18 protein-coding genes are annotated in these 17404 nt (G+C 70.9%); 7 read left to right on the forward strand and 11 right to left on the reverse strand.

The window, feature by feature from the left end; all coding sequences use genetic code 11:
- Window positions 1-40 precede the first annotated feature (40 nt).
- Window positions 41-739, reverse strand: a complete 699-nt coding sequence (locus DEU38_RS09075) for a TetR/AcrR family transcriptional regulator (protein ID WP_114720204.1) — start codon at window positions 737-739, stop codon at window positions 41-43.
- 141 nt (window positions 740-880) lie between these two features.
- On the opposite strand from DEU38_RS09075, the gene DEU38_RS09080 reads away from it, so the two are divergent.
- Window positions 881-1828, forward strand: coding sequence for an NAD-dependent epimerase/dehydratase family protein (locus DEU38_RS09080; protein ID WP_114720206.1), 948 nt, complete (start codon window positions 881-883; stop codon window positions 1826-1828).
- A 9-nt stretch (window positions 1829-1837) separates the two neighbouring features.
- On the forward strand, window positions 1838-3139 hold the full coding sequence (locus DEU38_RS09085) for an MFS transporter (RefSeq protein ID WP_114720208.1): 1302 nt from the start codon (window positions 1838-1840) through the stop codon (window positions 3137-3139).
- Window positions 3140-3143: 4 nt separating this feature from the next.
- Here DEU38_RS09085 and DEU38_RS09090 read toward each other — a convergent pair whose 3' ends face one another.
- Window positions 3144-3689 carry a hypothetical protein gene (locus tag DEU38_RS09090; protein WP_114720210.1) on the reverse strand — a complete coding sequence of 182 codons (546 nt, stop codon included), beginning with the start codon at window positions 3687-3689 and terminating at the stop codon, window positions 3144-3146.
- A gap of 162 nt (window positions 3690-3851) precedes the next feature.
- On the opposite strand from DEU38_RS09090, the gene DEU38_RS09095 reads away from it, so the two are divergent.
- Complete coding sequence (locus DEU38_RS09095) at window positions 3852-5384, forward strand: DUF4185 domain-containing protein (protein WP_114720212.1); 1533 nt, start codon at window positions 3852-3854, stop codon at window positions 5382-5384.
- A gap of 42 nt (window positions 5385-5426) precedes the next feature.
- Here DEU38_RS09095 and DEU38_RS09100 read toward each other — a convergent pair whose 3' ends face one another.
- The 3 genes from DEU38_RS09100 to DEU38_RS28350 form a co-directional block, all read right to left on the reverse strand.
- Window positions 5427-5699 (reverse strand): hypothetical protein, encoded by a 273-nt coding sequence (locus tag DEU38_RS09100; RefSeq protein ID WP_114720214.1) that lies wholly within the window; start codon window positions 5697-5699, stop codon window positions 5427-5429.
- Window positions 5700-5816: 117 nt separating this feature from the next.
- On the reverse strand, window positions 5817-7526 hold the full coding sequence (locus DEU38_RS09105; protein WP_181818714.1) for an alpha/beta hydrolase: 1710 nt from the start codon (window positions 7524-7526) through the stop codon (window positions 5817-5819).
- Window positions 7523-7846: a hypothetical protein gene (locus DEU38_RS28350; RefSeq protein WP_181818715.1), complete on the reverse strand. Its 324-nt coding sequence runs from the start codon at window positions 7844-7846 to the stop codon at window positions 7523-7525. Before DEU38_RS28350 ends, DEU38_RS09105 begins: the two co-directional genes overlap by 4 nt.
- A gap of 113 nt (window positions 7847-7959) precedes the next feature.
- Between DEU38_RS28350 and DEU38_RS09115 the strand changes: the two genes are divergently transcribed.
- A complete protein-coding gene (locus DEU38_RS09115; protein WP_114720220.1) occupies window positions 7960-8370 on the forward strand; it encodes a hypothetical protein in 411 nt (136 codons plus the stop codon).
- 19 nt (window positions 8371-8389) lie between these two features.
- Here DEU38_RS09115 and DEU38_RS09120 read toward each other — a convergent pair whose 3' ends face one another.
- Window positions 8390-8806: a MarR family winged helix-turn-helix transcriptional regulator gene (locus DEU38_RS09120; RefSeq protein ID WP_258557754.1), complete on the reverse strand. Its 417-nt coding sequence runs from the start codon at window positions 8804-8806 to the stop codon at window positions 8390-8392.
- Window positions 8807-8961: 155 nt separating this feature from the next.
- On the opposite strand from DEU38_RS09120, the gene DEU38_RS09125 reads away from it, so the two are divergent.
- A complete protein-coding gene (locus DEU38_RS09125; protein ID WP_254622697.1) occupies window positions 8962-9270 on the forward strand; it encodes a cupin domain-containing protein in 309 nt (102 codons plus the stop codon).
- 46 nt (window positions 9271-9316) lie between these two features.
- Here the strand turns inward: DEU38_RS09125 and DEU38_RS09130 are convergent, their stop codons facing one another.
- The 5 genes from DEU38_RS09130 to DEU38_RS09150 all read right to left on the reverse strand — a co-directional run bounded on the left by DEU38_RS09130 (window position 9317) and on the right by DEU38_RS09150 (window position 13901).
- A complete protein-coding gene (locus tag DEU38_RS09130; RefSeq protein ID WP_114720226.1) occupies window positions 9317-10390 on the reverse strand; it encodes a sulfate/molybdate ABC transporter ATP-binding protein in 1074 nt (357 codons plus the stop codon).
- A complete protein-coding gene (locus DEU38_RS09135) occupies window positions 10387-11193 on the reverse strand; it encodes an ABC transporter permease (RefSeq protein ID WP_114720228.1) in 807 nt (268 codons plus the stop codon). Before DEU38_RS09135 ends, DEU38_RS09130 begins: the two co-directional genes overlap by 4 nt.
- Window positions 11190-11951: a molybdate ABC transporter substrate-binding protein gene (gene modA / locus DEU38_RS09140; protein WP_114720230.1), complete on the reverse strand. Its 762-nt coding sequence runs from the start codon at window positions 11949-11951 to the stop codon at window positions 11190-11192. The genes DEU38_RS09135 and modA overlap by 4 nt, the downstream gene beginning before the upstream one ends.
- Window positions 11952-11956: 5 nt before the next feature.
- Window positions 11957-12364, reverse strand: a complete 408-nt coding sequence (locus DEU38_RS09145; protein WP_114720232.1) for a molybdopterin-binding protein — start codon at window positions 12362-12364, stop codon at window positions 11957-11959.
- Between the two features lie 79 nt (window positions 12365-12443).
- Window positions 12444-13901, reverse strand: coding sequence for a CCA tRNA nucleotidyltransferase (locus tag DEU38_RS09150; RefSeq protein ID WP_114720234.1), 1458 nt, complete (start codon window positions 13899-13901; stop codon window positions 12444-12446).
- A 111-nt stretch (window positions 13902-14012) separates the two neighbouring features.
- Between DEU38_RS09150 and DEU38_RS09155 the strand changes: the two genes are divergently transcribed.
- Both DEU38_RS09155 and DEU38_RS09160 read left to right on the forward strand, forming a co-directional pair.
- Window positions 14013-14567, forward strand: coding sequence for an NUDIX hydrolase (locus DEU38_RS09155; protein WP_114720236.1), 555 nt, complete (start codon window positions 14013-14015; stop codon window positions 14565-14567).
- Window positions 14564-16996 (forward strand): DUF6049 family protein, encoded by a 2433-nt coding sequence (locus DEU38_RS09160; protein ID WP_114720238.1) that lies wholly within the window; start codon window positions 14564-14566, stop codon window positions 16994-16996. Before DEU38_RS09155 ends, DEU38_RS09160 begins: the two co-directional genes overlap by 4 nt.
- The last annotated feature ends 408 nt before the right edge of the window (window positions 16997-17404 follow it).

The raw sequence follows: 17404 nt of genomic DNA on the forward strand, positions 1-17404 counted from the left end.
GGGTATGTCGTCGACGTGTCGTCGGCCACGTTCCGACAGCTCAGTCCAGCCCCAGGATCCGGTCCAGCACCGTCAGGTGGTGCTCGAAGAGCGCCGCCGGATCAGCGAAGGTGTCGGCGCCGTACTGCCCGAACACCTCGAAGTTGATCGCACCGAACAGCGCCGCCCAGGCCATGACGCCGCGCGCGAGCAGCTCGTCGGGCACCGTCAGGCCCATCTCGGCACGGATCCGATCGAGGTCGGCGGACAGCCCCGGGTCGACCGGCGCCGACGACGACAGCGGTGTCAGCGCATCCGCCCGGTGCGCCCCCTCGATGATGCCGACCAGCGCGACGATCACGCGCGTACCCGGACCGGTCGTGCGCTCCGCCGGCGCGTGATAGCCGGGGACCGGGCTGCCGAACAGCAGCGCATAGCGGGCGGGCTCCCGGATCGCCCACGATCGCACCGCGTGGGAGAGCGCGTGCAGCCGACCGCGGTGATCGTCGTCCGCCAGCGCATCGACGGCGGCATCCACCTCCGCACCCAGCTCGGTGTAGCCATCGATCACGAGCAGCGTGAGCAGCTCGTCGCGGCTCGCGACGTACCGGTACACCGCCGACGACACGACGCCCAGATCGCGCGCGACGGCACGCAGCGACAACGCGGCCGCGCCCTGTGTCGCCAGCTGCTCCCGTCCGATGCGGGTGATCTCGGCGAGCGTCTGCTCGCGGGCGCGTTCGCGGGGGGTGACCGTCATGCACCCACCCTGCCCGAGAAACGAGAGCACTGTCAACAAAAGAGAGCAGTGCTCTTGACAATGGCCCCGACCCGAGCGCATCGTAGAAAACGAGAGCAGTGCTCTCGATTCCGAAATCCTCTTCGAGAAAGCGAGCACGTGATGTCGAATCTGCAGGTAGTGACCGGTGCGGGCCCCGTCGGCTGGACGGTCGCCGAACAACTCGCCGACGCCGGCTACGACGTCCGGGTCCTCACCCGCTCGGGTAGCGGGCCGGACCATCCGCGGATCGAGCGCCGCAAGGTGGACGTCTCCGACCCGACCGCCCTCGCGGCCGCCCTCGACGACGCCACCGCCGTCTTCCACTGCATCCACGGATCCGCCTACGACGCCCGCGCCTGGGAACGCGAACTGCCCGCCGCCGAGCAGGTGGTGCTCGACGCCGCCGGACGGATCGGCGCGGTCGTGGTGTTCCCGGAGAGCCTGTACTCGTACGGCCGCCCGGACGGCCCGCTGACGGAGGACGGCCCGCGCGACGCGACCACCGGCAAGCTCGGTGTCCGCACCCGTCTACTCGCGGCCCGCGCGGCGCACCGCACACCGACGGTCAGCGTCGTCGCGTCCGACTTCTTCGGCCCGCACGTCCTGACCGCGCATGCCGGCGAGCGGATGGTGCCCCCGGTGCTGAAGGGGAAGACGATCCGGGTGATGGGCCGCGCCGACGTCGCCCACTCGTTCACCTACGTCCCCGATCTGGCGGCGGCCATGATCACCGCAGCGCACGATCCGGACCGGTGGAACACGGTGCTGCACGCGCCCACCGCTCCTGCGGTGACCCAGCGACAGCTGGTGGAGGCGTTCGCGAAGGCCGCGCAGGTGCCGACGCCCACGGTGGGCACGCTGCCCGGGTGGGCGCTGCGGGCGGTCGGGACGGTGCACCGCCCGACCCGAGAGCTCGCGGAGACGCTGTACCAGTTCGAGGCGCCGTTCGTGATGGACTCGCGTCGCAGCGAGGAGGTCCTCGGGCGCGCACCCACCCCGTTGGACGAGGCCGCGGCCGTGACGGTCCGGTGGTGGCGGCAGGAGTTGGCGACGGCGGGCGCCCGATAGGGTCACCATGTGCGCACATGGAATCCGTCGTCTGTCCGACAGACGTGGAGTTCCGCGGCCACCACACTGCGGCACTCACCGGGGCTGGGCCGCCTGACGGCGGTCCGGTTCGCGAGCCAGTTCGGCGACGGACTCTTCCAGGCGGCGCTCGGCGGGGCCATCCTCTTCAATCCCGAACGCGAGACCGAACCGCTCGCCATCGCCGCCGGATTCGCGGTCCTGCTGTTGCCGTACTCGGTGATCGGTCCGTTCGCGGGCGCCCTGCTGGACCGCTGGGACCGGCGGGCGGTGTTGCTGTGGGCGAATCTGCTCCGGGGCAGCCTGATCCTGTTGATCTCGGCGCTGCTGATCGCGGGCGCCGGGGAGACGCCGCTGTTGCTGATGGCACTCGCCGCGATCGGCGTCAGCCGGTTCGTCCTCGCGGGCATCTCCGCCGCGTTGCCGCATGTGGTGCGGCAAAGTTGGCTGGTACCAACAAATTCGGTGCTCGCAACGGCAGGATCGGTGTTCTCGGCGGTCGGGGCAGGGACGGCCGTGGCCGTGATCGCTGGGATCGGCGAGGGCGATCTGGGCTCCGGCGTCGCGGTGGCGGTCGGGGCGCTCGGATCGGTGATCGGCGCGTGGGCGGTGCACGGATTCGGCCGTCGCGCGCTGGGCCCCATGGACGGCGTCACCACCGCACGAGGCACGGTCACCGCCGTCCTGTCCGGCCTGCGCACCGGCGCGACGGCGGTGTGGCAGGCGCCCGGGGTCACCACCGCGATGATCGGAATCGGCGCCCATCGCATCGCCTTCGGCGTCAACACCCTTGTGATGGTGCTGATCCTGCGCGACCCCGCGTCGAGTGGCGCGCTGCCCGGCGGCCTGGCCGGATTCGGTGTGGCCGTGGGGGCGACGGCCGCCGGCATGCTGCTCGCGGCCCTCGCCACCCCCTGGTTGATTCCCCGCCTCGGACGCCCCCGCACCGTGACCGTCGCACTCGCGTTCGCAACCGTCGTCCAGTTCACGCTGATCACGACGCTGTCGCAGCCGCTGCTGCTGGCCGGTGCGTTCCTGCTCGGGTTCGCCGGGCAGACCGTCAAGCTCACCGGCGACGCCGCGATGCAGATCGAGATCGACGACGACCGCCGCGGCCAGGTGTTCGCGCTGCAGGACACCGTCTTCAACATCGCCTTCTGCGCTGCCGTGGCCGCCGCCGCGACGGTGGTCGCTCCCGACGGCCACTCGCTGGGTCCGGTCCTCGCGGCCGGTGGCGTCTACACGCTGGGCCTGGTCGCGATCGCGTGCAACGCGCGCCGCACGGTCGACTGACCGGTCACCGCACGTCCCGCCGGACGGTGTCCACACGGCCGTCGGTGTCGGTATCGCTGAGTTGCACCGACATCCGGCCCGGATCCTCCTCGGCGACCAGCACCGTGTCGAACCGGGCCGGATCCCGCGTCGAGACCAGCACGACGTCGGGTTCGCCGTCGCCGTCGAAGTCGACGAGCGCGTCGTCCGCCGCACCGTCACCGTCGTAGTCGATGCTCCGCCACCCGGCCGGATCGGGTGGTGCGGGAGACCGCGGCGCGGGGACCGGGTGCACGGATTGCTGTGTCCGCGAGACCTGCTGGTCCCAGACGCCGGCGTGCACGGGGTCCGCGAAGTACCGCGCCGATGCCGCCCCGACGTCCAGCACGGAGCGGTCGGCAGCACCGTCACCGTCGCTGTCCCACATCGCGTCGTCGAACAGACCGTCCCCGTCGAAGTCCAGACGCACCGCGTCGAACTCGCCGTCGGCGTCGAGGTCGAGATCGGCCAACGAGGTCCACGTGGTGGTCGCACCGTCCCCCGTGCCGAACCAGTACTCGAGTGATCCCATACCTCTGTGGACGCACCGCGACGTGACACGGTTCCGTCACGGTCACCGGGATTGTCGGTGAACACCCCCGCACCTCGGTGCTACCTTTCCTCGAAACACCAGGTAGTGAACGGTTTCGGACCAATCGCCCAGGGGTGAACCATCATCAGACGCCTGACGTCGATGCTCGCCGTCACGGTCGCGGGCCTCGCGCTCACCACCGCCCCCGCACTCGCGGAACCCGCGACGGGGCCCACCAACTCGTGCGGCGAGGCGGGATTCGATCCGTCGGCGCCGGACCCGGAACCGCCGCCGCCGACGTCCCCGCCCGTCATCGGGGTCCCGCTGCCGTACCCGCAGTTCGTCCCCGTCCCACTACCCGATCCCGCCCCCGACCGGACCCGGGTGGCGCAGGATCCCCTGCCGGCGGACCCCTGCCAGGACCCGTGCCCCGACCTCACCGATGCGACCGACGATCCCGGCGGGCCGGACGCCGCACCCGGTTCGTCGGGTTCGGGATCGGGCTCGAGTTCGGGATCGGATTCGGGATCCGGTTCGGGTTCGGGTTCGGGTTCGGGATCCGGTTCGATCACCCTGCCGCGCATCCAGATCCAGCCGCGGCCCGAGACCGTCCCGATTCCGGTGCCGGGCGGCGACCCGGGTCCGGATCCGCAGCCCGCACCGCCGCTCGACATCGGCACGATCGACCCCGGGCCCGTCACCGCACCGCTCGGCACCCCGGCTGTGGGGGCGGTGAGTCTGGTGTCGCAGGTGACCGGGCCCGGATCCGAGAACCGCACCGACAAGCGGTGGCAGGTCGACGGCACCGACCTGGGCATCACGTGGGAGAGCCGTCCCGGCGAGGTCGCGGTGGCGTTCGGCGACACGTTCGGCGCGGACTGGCAGCCACCCGGTGCGAACGGCCGGGACTGGCGCAGCAGCGTGCTCGGGCACAGCACCGACACCGATCTGTCCGACGGCATGACGATCGACAGCATGGTGCAGGACAGTCGCTGTCACGCCGCCGAGATCATCGACGCCCGGCACATCGCGAACTGGGAGACCACCGCCATCCCCACGTCGGGCTTCGCGATCGGCGCCCGCCAGTACCTGAGCTACATGTCGGTGCGCCGCTGGGGCGAGCCCGGCATGTGGGTGACGAACCACGGCGGCATCGCGTACTCCGACGACAACGGTCAGACGTGGACCAAGGATCAACATGCCCAGTGGGACAATATCTTCGGACAGGGCCTGTTCCAGGTGACCGCGATGGTTCCGCAGGGCGACCACGTGTACATGTTCGGCACCCCCAACGGCCGGATGGGCATGATCGGCCTCGCCCGCGTCCCCGCCGGCGAGCTACTCGACACCAGTGCGTACCAGTACTGGGTCGACGGCAACTGGGTCCCGGTGGTGGAACACCTCGCCACACCGCTCGTCTCGGGTCCCGCGGGCGAGCTGTCCGTGCGCTACGACGCCGATCGGCAGCGGTGGCTCATGAGCTACCTCGACCAGGTCGACGGACGAATCCTCCTGCGGCAGTCGTCGAGTCCGCAGGGCACCTGGTCCGACGGCGCGACTCTCGTCGACAGTACCGAGTACCCGAAGACGTACGGCGGTTTCATGCACCCCTGGTCCACACCCGACGAGCTGTACTTCACGATGTCGGAATGGGACAGCTACAACGTCTACCTCATGCGGGCGAAGTTGAACTGACCCGAGCCGACGCGAACCGACCCGGGCTACGTGAACGATGCGTCACCCGGCTCCGGAACCCTGAGCCGGAACGTACCGACCGCTCCCGTCCGGAGCGAGGACGGCGGCGGATCCGACGTAGCCGCCCGGCGGGCACCCCGGGTGCTCGCTCTGCCGGCAGTACTCCGGGGAGATCCGATCGGTGGGGGTCACGGACGTCTCGGAAGTGGTCGACGTGCCGGACGCGGGTGGGGGAGCAGCGGTCTCGTCTTCGCAAGAGGTCACGAGCAGCGGCACGGCCGCCGCGACGAGCAGAGTCTTCCAGCGGCGAATCATCGTTCCCTTCCTTTCGGCGGGACCTGGTTCGACGATACGCCCGGGTTGTCCGCTCGGAGGTGGGCGATTCCCGACGCGCCTCGAGTGCCGGCGGACCCGCTGCGCGGCGGTGGCGACTCAGGTGGTGACGGCCCGCTCCGGAAGATCCGCGATGATCGCGGCCAGGTTGTAGCCGCTGGTCCGCAGGCGTCCGTTGGCACCCGTCCGGGGATACTCGCTGTGGCCGGACGCGCCGTCGCGCGTCACTCCGTCGGGTGTCGTGGCGGCATCGGTCGCGAGATGGGTGAAACCGTCCGTCGCGTACGGTCCACCGCCGAACGGTCCGGGGCCGAACCGGTTGAGACGGGCGATCACGTCACCGTCCGCCGTCATCTCGTACGCATGCCCCGGAACCAGTCCGAGATCGCTCGGCGAGCGGACGCCGACCAGGCCGGGGGAGCCGTAGACGACCAGGTCGTCCACCGGGTGGTGGCCCGGTTCACGCAGCGCCAGACCGGTGGTGACCGAACCGTACGAGTGCCCGATCGCGGTGATGTGCGGATCTGATCCCGTGTGCGCGACGCCGAGGCCGTCGTAGAACCGCGCGAGGTCCCGCGCCCCGGCGCGGGCCCGATCCTCCAGTGCCACAGCCAGTCCACCCTCGATCCGGTCGGTGATGCTCCCCGACATCTGCGGCGTGTCGTAGCCCACCCAGGCGATGGTCGCGACCGTCTCGTGTTCGCGTCCGGGCGTGGCGCGCATCTGGATCCGCGACTCGCGCTGCAGCGCCCCGGCCTCGTCGGCCATCGAACCGAGGGACCCGCGCACGGTGGAGTTCAGCCCCGGCGTGGATACCGCGATGTGATCGGCCGTGTCCGGATCACCGATCGCCACGGCGGCGTGAACCTGCTCGCCGGAGCGCACCTCCAACAGCAACAGCCTCCGGTCCGGGTGCTGCTCGAGCGCGCTCTGTACCGTGTCGATATCGGCCAGCCGCCGGCCGACGTCCACGAGTTGCTGTCGCGCAAAGAGCGATTCGAGGTTGTTCGGGCTCCGCACCCGATCCGACAGCTCCCGTCGCGTCGCCTCCAGTGCGGCCCGCTCGACCGGCAGACGATCGACGTTGGCCCGGTGGCGCACCGCGGCCGGTAGACCGTCCCGGTTGCCGACGCTCGCGGGCGTGGTCTCGATCAGCATCCGCTGCTGCCCCGTCGTGAGCGCATCCCACCACGTGCGGTTCGCCTCCGCACTCGCACCGTCCGGGGGCGGCGGAACGGTCTGCACCCCGGCCCATCCGGTGCCCGGATCACCGGCGCGGGGAAGCTGGGCGAACGCGGTGGCGATCAGCGACGTCGCCCGGCCGTCGGCCGCGGCGAGTTCGCCGAGTGCGGCCCGGATCATGGTCTGGTGCCGGCGCGCCCGGTGGTCGAGTATCGCCGTCGCCATCGCTGCGCCCGACCCGGATCCCAGTGCGGCCAGGAAGATCCCGGGCGGGACACCGACGGCGCCGTCGTCCGCCACCTCGAATCCCTCCGCCCGGGCCGCGGCGACCGTGGCGAGGACGCCGTCCCGCGCCCCCTCGAGTTGCGCCGCACCGGAATTCGCCGCTTCGGCGGCCGCCTGCAGTGCCGACGCGGTCCGCGTCGCGATCGCGCCGATCTCCCCGGCTCGCGCCCATGCCGCGTCCGCGGCGACGCCACCCCAGTGATCTCGCGCCCCGTCCACCGCCCGCACGTATCCGTCGATCTGCGCGTCGACGACACGGGCGCACCTCTGCCACTGCGCGCCCTGACCCCGCAACACCGACGGAGCCCACGACTCCGCGAGCGACACCGTCGGTGTCGTCACCGACCGCCGTCCGATCCCCGCAGTCCCGCAACGAGTCCGACGAGAGAAACGGCCTCGGCGGTGTCGGCGCGCGCGTACCCGGCCGCGGCCCTCGCCGTGCTCGCGGACCAGTCGTGCAGCCGGCCGGCGACGACGGCCAGCACGTCCGACACCGCCCTCGATCCCGCCCCGCATGCCCGGCCCACCCGTGATCCCAGCAGTCCGGTGCCGGTTGCCGCCGACTCCGTGCCCGCCCGCGCGTCCGCGATCACGTCCCCGATCGCCGACACGGTCCGCGCGGTCTCGCCGAGCCGGCCCGGATCGACCCACATCTCCGCCATGACACCCCCCTCCGTCCGCATCCCCCGGATCCGTTCCGGACGATACTGCAGCCGTTTCGCGGTATGAGACGATCGCCGCCGGTCACCGACCGCGGATCACGAGGGGAGACGGGATGAACCACAGAGCACCGGGGCACTCGCACGGATGGACCGAAACCGTTGTCGACCAGCAGGATCGGCTGCTGATTGCCGCGGCGACCCGTCGATCGCGCGCCGAGTCCGCGGACGGGGCCGTCGCGGTCGAGGCCACGGCCGACGGACTTATCCACAACTGGCACATCGGGGAGGAACTGCGGGGTACGGACGTGCGCGAGGTGGTCGCGGCCGTCGTCCGGCTGCAGCACGAGGCGGTGGCCGACGCCCGGGCCGAACTGGCCGCGGCCGCCGCCGCGCTGCGCGAGGACCCCCGCTTCCGCGCCGTGGTCGACCGTCACGTCGACGCGATCGATCGGCCGGTCGTGTCCGAGACGACGCCGGACAACGACGGCTACTTCGCGCACCTCACCGTGTGGGATCGCGGCTGACGAATCCGACTCCCTCGGGTCACCAGACGGGTCGCGGCGTGCCGCCTCTCCCGATCTCCTCGAGCGCACGGACCAGAGATGCCATCGTGTCCGCGCCCAGCACCGCACTCGCCGCATGCCAGCGCGCCAGGGCCGCGTCGGTGGCCGCCGCGGTCACGTCCAGCCCCGCGGAAGTCAGTCGGACCAGCTGCGCCCGGCGATCTTGGGGGTGAGGTTGCTTGTCGACATAGCCGGAGGCCGTCAGCTCGTCGACGATGACAGCGGCCGACTGCTTGGTGATGCCCAGGAAAGCGCCAATCTCACTGACCGTGGCACCGTTCTCGGCAACCCGGACGAACACGAGACCGTGCGCCGGACGCAGCGTCGAATTCCCTTGCACGACAATGGCTTCGTTGATCTGCTCGGCCAGCGTGGACGCGGCGCGCATCAGCAGCATCAGCAGATCGGCACGAGGCTCATCCCTTGACATACCGTCAGTCTACCTGTCCAATAAAGACAGCTAAACTGACGAGAAGGGGGTTCGCGATGCCAGTCCGAAAAGATGGTGACCATCTGACACACCGAATGCACGAGTCTCGATTCCACTCCTACGTGGCACCGTCTCGTGGCAGCCGACAGCTGTGCGCCTGGCGCACAGACCTGGCACCCGGGTCCGACGGTGCCCCGCACACCGTCTCGCACGAAGAGGTCTTCCTCGTGCTCCACGGCTCACCCACAGTCACCCTGGACGGCCGCCGAACTCCGCTCGCCGCCGGAGACGTCGTCCTGGTTCCGGAGGCGGCAACGGTTCAGCTCGACAATCACGGCGACGGCACGGCCTCGCTGTGGGTGACGACATCGGTGGGCCTGACCGCCACCACCGCCGACGGTGGCATCATCACGCCCCCGTGGACTCGATGATCCAGTCGGCGGGCAACATTGCGGGCGCCTTCGGGTGCTGCCCGGTTCACCGCGCCGGGTAGACCGCCACCTCGGTCGCCTTGACGGCGAACCACACGTCGTCGCCGGGGGCCAGATCGAGTTCGGCGACGGCGGTGGCCGTGACGTCGGCAACCAGACCGGCCGAACCGTCGACGTGATCGTCGGTGCGGACACGAATCGCGTGCCCCCGTCCCTCGATCTCCGCGATCCGTACCCGGAAGATGTTGCGGGGGCTGCCTTCCGGATGCTCGCGGTGGACTGCGACAGCGGTGGGGGAGAACACCGCGACGGCATGGTCCCCGTCGCCGCACCCGTCCTCGCCGATGCCACTCACCGCCCCCGCGGCGGTGTCCAGGACGCCGTCGCGGATCTTGCCCGACAGCAGGTTGATGCCGGCGATCCGGGCCGCGAAGGCGCTGCGCGGCCGGGTGAGTACCCGGTCCACGGATCCCTGCTCGACGATGCGCCCGCCGTCGAGCACGACGGCCCGGTCGGCAAGCGAAAGCGCGTCCAGCACATCGTGAGTCACGAGAATCGCGGTCCGGTCCCCGGTACGCAGAACCCGGCGCAGCAGGGCCCGCAGCGCCGGCGCGGCGGCGACATCCAGTGCCGCCATCGGCTCGTCGAGCAGCAGCACCTGCGGGTCGGCGGCGAGCGCCCGTGCCACCGCGACCCGCTGTGCCTGACCGCCGGACAGTTGCCGCGGCCGCCGCGCCGCGAGGGCCGCCGCATCCACCTCGTCGAGCCACCGCTGCGCCGAGGCATACGACTCGCGCCGCCCCAACCCCGCGCTGCGCGGGGCGAATGCGACGTTCTCTCGGACCGTGAGGTGCGGGAACAGCAGCGCCTCCTGGGCCAGCAACGCCACCGATCGCTGGTGCGGCTGCACCGCAACATTTTTCGCGACATCGGTGAGCACCCGGTCGCCGAGTTCGACACGGCCGGAGTCGGGTCGCAGCAGCCCGGCCACCACGTCCAGCAGCGTCGACTTGCCGGCCCCGTTGGGGCCGAGCACCGCGAGCACCTCGCCCGGAGCGACGTCGAGCTCGACGTCGAACCCGCGGGCATCGACCCGGGCCCGCACGCTCAACCCGTTCACAGCGCACCGGCCGCGCGACGCGTGCGGGCCCCGAGGACGATGGCGACGGCCACCACCACCAGCACCAGCGACAGCGCGACCGCGGCCTCCGGATCGGTCTCCCGCTGCAGGTAGATCTCCAGCGGCAACGTCCTGGTGACGCCCTGCAGGCTCCCGGCGAACGTCAGTGTCGCGCCGAATTCCCCGAGGGCGCGCGCGAAGGCCAGCACCGCGCCCGAGATCAGTCCGGGCAGCACCAGCGGCAGGGTGACCCGGCGCAGCACCGTCGTGGGTGGAGCGCCGAGCGTGGCGGCCACCGCCTCGTAGCGCCGCCCGGCGGTGCGCAGCGCGCCCTCGAGACTGATCACCAGGAACGGCAGCGCGACGAACGTCTGCGCCAACACGACCGCGGTGGTGGAGAACGCGATCTGGATGCCCGCCACCTCGAGGTGCTGCCCGATCAATCCGCGTCGGCCGAACGTGTAGAGCAGCGCGAGGCCGCCGACGACGGGCGGCAGCACCAGCGGGAGCAGCACCAGCGCCCGCAGCGCCGCGAGCCCGGGAAACGAGCAGCAGGCCGACACCATCGCCATCGGCACCCCCAGCAGCACACACAGCAGCGTGCTGATCGAGGCCGTCTTCAGACTCAGAACCAAAGCGTCCAAGGAGGATTCGGAGGTGACGAGCTCCCAGAAGTTGGGCCAGTCGACCCCGACGAGCATCGCGACCAGCGGCAGCACCACCAGCAGCGCGCCGACGGCCGCGGGAACGTAGATCCAGACCGGCAGACCGGCCGGAACCCGTACCCGCGGCCGCACGGTCACGGGGCGCCGAACCCGGCCTCGGACAGGACCGCGCGGCCCTCCGGCCCGGTGACGTACCCGGTGAATTCGCTCGCCACCTCCGGGTTCCCGGAATCCTTCAGCACCACGATCGGGTAGGTGTTGACGACCTTCGTCGCCTCCGGGAACGGGATCTCCGTGACCTTGTCACCTGCGGCGGCCGCGTCGGTGACGTACACCAGCCCGGCATCGGCCTGACCGGTGACGACCTTGCCGAGCACGTCGGTGACCGACGATTCCTCGCTGACGGGAGTGAGGCGGATCCCGGTGGCGTCCTCGATCTTCTGGGTCGCCGTGCCGCACGGCACCTGCGGCGCGCAGACCACCACCTTCACGTCCGGGCGGGCCAGGTCCGCGAACGACGCGATGTTCACCGGATTACCGGGCGGCACAACGATGGTCAGAATATTGGTCGCGAAGTTCACCGGCTCCGACGCCGTCAACCCCGCCTGGACCGCCTTCGTCATGTTCGCAGTGTCGGCCGACGCGAAGACGTCGCCCGGGGCGCCCTGATCGAGCTGAGCCACCAGGTCGGACGATCCGGCGAAGTTGAACACGACCCGGGTGCCGGGATGCTGCTCCTCGAAACGCTGCCCCAGTTCGGTGAACGTCGACTTCAGCGACGCTGCCGCGAACACCGTGATCGAGTCTCCGCCCTCGGTTCCCGCGTCGGTGGCGCCGCTGCACCCGGCAAGGGCCGTCGTCAGCACCGCGGCGACCGCGACCACCGCACCCCGCATCCACCTCACGACGGGACCCCCGGCGTCTCGACGATCACGGTGGTCGCCTTCACGACGGCCACCGCGATGCTGCCCGGTTCGAGCTTCAGCTCGCGGACGGCCTCGGCACTCATCAGCGAGACGACGGAGAACGGCCCGCACTGCATCTCCACCTGGGCCATCACCCCGTCGGCGACGACCCGGGTGACGAGACCGACGAACCGGTTGCGGGCCGAGCTGCCGACCCCGAGCGGGTTCTCGGGCGTGGGCGCCGCGTTGGCCCGCGCGTACTCGGCGAGCTGCTTTCCGTCGACCACCATGCGGCCGGAGTCGTCCTTGTGGGCGGCGAGGGTGCCGGCGTCGACCCACCGGCGGACGGTGTCGTCGCTGACGCCGAGCAACTGGGCCGCATCGCGTATCCGGATGTCTGGCATTCCGGGAGTCTAGATCCGCAGACGCGGAAGATTCAATCGATTCGATCCGCGGATGCGTGCTTGCAACCTAGCTCTCCGGCTACTGGTTCTCCGACTGCTCCGCCCACCACTTCAGCAGCTCCGCCTCGGCCTCGTCCCGATCGAGCGGTCCACGGTCCAGGCGCAGCTCCTTGAGGAACTTCCACGCCTTACCCACCTGCGGGCCGGCCGGGATGCCGAGCAGTTCCATGATCGCGTTGCCGTCGAGGTCGGGGCGCACCCGCGCCAGATCCTCCTGCTCGGCGATCCGGGCGATCCGCTGCTCGAGGTCGTCGTACGTGGCCTGCAGCGCCGCGGCCCGACGCTTGTTGCGGGTGGTGCAGTCGGCGCGCACCAGCTTGTGCAGCCGCGGCAGCAGGTCACCGGCGTCGGTGACGTAGCGGCGCACCGCCGAATCCGTCCACTGCCCCTTGCCGTAGCCGTGGAAGCGCAGGTGCAGGAACACCAACTGGCCGACCTCGTCGACCATTTGTTTGGAGTACTTCAGCGCCCGCATCCGCTTGCGGACCAGCTTGGCGCCCACCACCTCGTGGTGGTGGAAGCTGACGCCGCCGCCGGGCTCGTTGCGCTTGGTGTCCGGCTTGCCGATGTCGTGGAGCAGCGCCGCCCAGCGCAGCACCAGGTCCGGGTTGCCGTCCTCGAGGTCGATCGCCTGCTTGAGCACCGTCAGCGAATGCCAGTACACGTCCTTGTGCTGGTGGTGCTCGTCGATCTCGAGCTTCATCTGCGGCACCTCGGGCAGCACGTGATCGGCCAGGCCGGTCTCGCACATCACGTTGATGCCGTCGATCGGGTATTCGCCGAGGATCAGCTTGTCGAGCTCGGTGTGCACCCGCTCGGCGGTGATCCGGTCGATCTGCCCGGCCATGTCGACGATCGCCTGGTGCACCCGCGGCGCGAGCGTGAAACCGAGTTGCGAGACGAATCGGCACGCGCGCAGCATCCGCAGCGGATCGTCGTTGAAGGAGATCTCCGGCGCCGCGGGAGCGTCCAGGACGCCGGCGAGCAGCGCATCCATGCCCCCGAGCGGATCCACGAACTCGAATGTGCCCTCCGCATCGATCCGCACGGCCATCGCGTTGACCGTGAAGTCGCGTCGGACCAGGTCCTCCTCGAGCGTCGTGCCGTACTGCACCTCGGGGTTCCGCGTGACGCCGTCGTAGGTGTCGGTGCGGTAGGTGGTGATCTCGATCTGGTCGTTGCCCTTGGCCGCGCTGATCGTCCCGAACGCGATGCCGGTGTCCCACTGGTTGTCGGCCCAGCCGCGCAGGATCGCCTGCACCTGCTCGGGGTGCGCGTCGGTGGTGAGGTCGAGGTCCGTGCCGAGACGGCCCAGGACCGCGTCGCGCACACTGCCACCCACCAGGTACAACTCGTGACCCGCGTCGGCGAACCGGGCCCCGAGCGGGGTCAGCACGTCCGACAGGGCGCTCAGGGTCTCGTGCGCACCGCGCAGCAGTCGGGCACGCCGGTCCGCGTCGGGGGTAGGGGCATTCACGTGAGCAAACCTTACCGAGGTCGACAAATAGCCGGACGTGCATCAGTGACCCTGCACGCACGCTGGCGTGGGAGTCAGGCCGAACAGGCTCTGTCAACTACGATCGATGAGGTGTCCGCCGCCGAACGTGCCAACCGTAACCGCCGCTCCTCGCGGCGTCGCGGCGCGGGCGCGGATTCCGCGACTCCGCACATGCGGACCGTCCGCGAAACCTCCGCCGGGGGACTGGTCGTCGACGGCCTCGGCGGCCCCGAGGACAAACTGTGCGCGGCCCTCATCGGGCGGACCGACCGGCGTGGCCGGCTGCTGTGGTCGCTGCCGAAGGGACACATCGAACAGGGCGAGACCGCCGAACAGACCGCGATGCGAGAGGTCGCCGAGGAGACCGGCATCCGCGGATCCGTCGTCGCATCCCTCGGCAGCATCGACTACTGGTTCGTCACCGAGGGCCGCCGCGTCCACAAGACAGTGCACCACTACCTCATGCGATCGCTCGGCGGTGAACTGTCCGACGCCGACATCGAAGTCACCGAGGTGGCCTGGGTGCCGCTGTCGGAACTGGACTCCCGCCTCGCCTACGCCGACGAACGCAAGCTCGCCGAGATCGCCGGTCAGCTCATCGCCGAGATGGAACCCTCGCGCGTCAGGGGGACCGACGCGGAATGACAGTGGCATCGCGTCCGGCATGGCGACGATCCGGTGCCAGAGTTCTCACGGCGCTGACGCTCGTCCTGATGATGATCGGCGCCGTCGTGGGCGCCGGGGCCGCGGCCGCCCAACCCACGACGCAGACCCAGCCCGAGTCGACGACCGGGGCGCCGGTGACGAAGTCGCGCGCACAACCGAAGTTCCTCGAACTGCACATCGACGACGTCACCCCGACCGCGGTGACCACCACGACCGACCCGGTGGTGACCGTCCGGGGAACCGTCGCGAACATCGGCGACCGGCCGGTCACCGACGTCGGTGTCCGGCTGCAGCGGGCACCCGCGGTGGGCTCGAGCGAGGAACTGCGCACCTCCCTGGACCTCGATCAGGGCGAGTTCGACGTCGCCGGACCGTTCGTGGAGGTGGCTTCCAGCCTCGAGGAGGGTGAACGCAAGCAGTTCACGCTGGCGCTGCCGCTGCGCTCGATCTCCGGGTGGTCGCTCGACATCACCGAACCCGGCGTCTACCCGCTCCTGGTCAACGTCAACGGAACCCCCGCGTACGGCGGGCAGGCCCGCCTCGACGACGCCCGGTTCCTGCTGCCCGTGCTGGGACTGCCCCGAGCGGCGGGGACCGCCGACAGCGCGCCGCAGGGCACCGACTCCGGATCGGTGACCGCGCCCGTCCCGCCCGACACGTCCGACCCGCTCGCGGTCACGATGCTGTGGCCGCTCGCCGACCAGCCGCGACTGGCGGCCGGGATCCCGGGCTCCGTGAACGACAAGGTCCGGCTGGTCGACGACGTCCTCGCGGGCTCCCTGTCCCAGGGCGGACGGCTCGAGCAACTGCTCGCCGCCGCCGAGTTCGCCACCGGGCCCGACGTCGACAAGGACAAACGGCTGACCGACAGCGTGTGCCTGGCGGTCGACCCGGACCTGCTGATCACCGTGAGCAACATGTCCGGCGGGTACCTCGTGGTGGACGACCCGGCGAATCCGTCCGGACCCGCGCACGAGGGCACCGGACGCGACGCCGCGGCCGCGTGGCTCGATCGCCTGGAATCGCTCGCCCACAGCATGTGCGTGACCGCCGTACCGTTCGCGCAGGTGGACCTCGCGGCGCTGAGCCGGGTCGACGACCCGTCACTCACCGCGAGCGCACTGCAGTCGCCGTCCGACATCGTCGACTCGATCCTCGGGGTCACGTCGCTGCGCAACGTCACTTGGCCGGACTCCGGCGTCCTCGACGACTCGTCGGCGCAGATGCTGCACAGCCGCGGGCCGACCACGACGCTGCTGGCCGCCAACGCGGTGGAGTCCACCCAGTCGTCGGGCAAGACGGTGACGATCGCCGGTGGGGGAGCGGACGCCGTGACCGCCGCGCTGTTCGACGTGTCCGCGGCCGCGGCGCTGGCGGCGGTCGGGTCCAGCCCGCAGACGCCGTCGTACGTGCCCGAGCGGGCGCGCTACAACCTGGACCGGGACTCGCGCACGGCCCGCCTGCAGGATGCGCTGGGCGCGGTGACCTGGTCGTCGCTGCAGAGCCCCGACACCGCGAGCCGAACGGTCGACCGTTCGATGCTGATCGCGCCGCCGCAGCTGTGGTCCGCCGACGGCGACGAGGCCGCGGCCGTGCTGTCGACGGTGTCGACGCTGCTCCGTACCGGACTGGCGACGCCCCGGCCGCTCGCGAAACTCGCCGAGCAGCGGCCCGCGACACCCGAGATCGCCTCGCTCGCCTACCCCCAGCGCGCGATCGTCGACGGCACCCCCGAATCCGTCGAACGGGGAGTGGGCGCGCAGGCGCCGCGCATCGACGAACTGATGCGGACCCTGGTCGATGATCCGCAGGTCCCGCTGACGCCGACCCGGTTCATGGCGCCGCTGCGCGAGGATCTGGTCCGGGCGATGAGCCTGTCCGGCCGACGCGACCAGAACACCGCGACCACGACCGCCGCCGACGAGGCCGCCCACGTCCGGGTGAACAACGTGGCGACCGCGATCGACGCCATGTACGCCGCGGTCACGGTCCTCGCGCCGGGCGGGGTGTACTCGCTGGCCTCCGAGCAGAGTCCCCTGTTGCTGGTGGCCCGCAACGACCTCCCCGTCGCGATCAACGTGAAACTGCGCGTCGACGCCCCCGACGAGATGCACGTCACCGACATCGGACCGCAGCAACTACCCCCGCGCGGCAGCCGATCGTTGCAGGTACCCGCGGAGGTCTCCGACTCCCGGACCATGGTGGTCGATTTCTCACTGACCACCGAAAGCGGCCAGAACCTGGGCGAACAGACTTCCGTCACGGTGCGGTCGAACGCGTACGGTCAAGCATTGGCGATAATTACCGCGTGTGCTGGTGCACTCCTGCTGTTCCTCGCCGGGCGACGCCTCTGGCACCGGTTCCGGGGCCAGCCGGATCGAGCCGACGAAGGGTATGAACGTCCATGACCGAGAACTCTCGCGACGAGGGCTATCGGTCGTCGGCGCGGCCGGCGCCGTGGGAACGGGGTCCCCAACCAACCCAGCAGAACCGTGACCAGCAGGGACAGCCCCCGAGCGAACAGCGACCCGGGCCCCCGCAGGGACCCCGACCGATGCCGCCGGGCGGTCAGCAACCGCCGGCTCGGGGCGGGCAGCAACCTGTGCCCCCGCAGGGACCGCGCCCACCGATGCGTCCGCGCCCCGACCAGCCGGGCGCACCCCGCCAGCCGCAGGGCGCTCCGCGGCCGATGCCGCCGCGTCCGGTACCCCCGAACGGTCAGCGTCCCGTGCCCCCGCAGGGACCGCGGCCGATGCCCCCGACCGGTCAGCAACCCGGGACACCGAGCGGTCAGCGACCCGGGACACCGAGCGGTC

This window comes from Rhodococcus sp. AG1013 (assembly GCF_003350365.1).
Classification (GTDB): Bacteria; Actinomycetota; Actinomycetes; order Mycobacteriales; family Mycobacteriaceae; genus Prescottella.

Coding starts and splice junctions, on each gene's coding strand:
- DEU38_RS09075 (WP_114720204.1), bottom strand. CDS start 739: ATGACGGTCACCCCCCGCGAACGCGCCCGCGAGCAGACGCTCGCCGAG.
- DEU38_RS09080 (WP_114720206.1), top strand. CDS start 881: ATGTCGAATCTGCAGGTAGTGACCGGTGCGGGCCCCGTCGGCTGGACG.
- DEU38_RS09090 (WP_114720210.1), bottom strand. CDS start 3,689: ATGGGATCACTCGAGTACTGGTTCGGCACGGGGGACGGTGCGACCACC.
- DEU38_RS09095 (WP_114720212.1), top strand. CDS start 3,852: ATGCTCGCCGTCACGGTCGCGGGCCTCGCGCTCACCACCGCCCCCGCA.
- DEU38_RS09100 (WP_114720214.1), bottom strand. CDS start 5,699: ATGATTCGCCGCTGGAAGACTCTGCTCGTCGCGGCGGCCGTGCCGCTG.
- DEU38_RS28350 (WP_181818715.1), bottom strand. CDS start 7,846: ATGGCGGAGATGTGGGTCGATCCGGGCCGGCTCGGCGAGACCGCGCGG.
- DEU38_RS09115 (WP_114720220.1), top strand. CDS start 7,960: ATGAACCACAGAGCACCGGGGCACTCGCACGGATGGACCGAAACCGTT.
- DEU38_RS09120 (WP_258557754.1), bottom strand. CDS start 8,806: ATGCTGCTGATGCGCGCCGCGTCCACGCTGGCCGAGCAGATCAACGAA.
- modA (WP_114720230.1), bottom strand. CDS start 11,951: ATGCGGGGTGCGGTGGTCGCGGTCGCCGCGGTGCTGACGACGGCCCTT.
- DEU38_RS09145 (WP_114720232.1), bottom strand. CDS start 12,364: ATGCCAGACATCCGGATACGCGATGCGGCCCAGTTGCTCGGCGTCAGC.
- DEU38_RS09160 (WP_114720238.1), top strand. CDS start 14,564: ATGACAGTGGCATCGCGTCCGGCATGGCGACGATCCGGTGCCAGAGTT.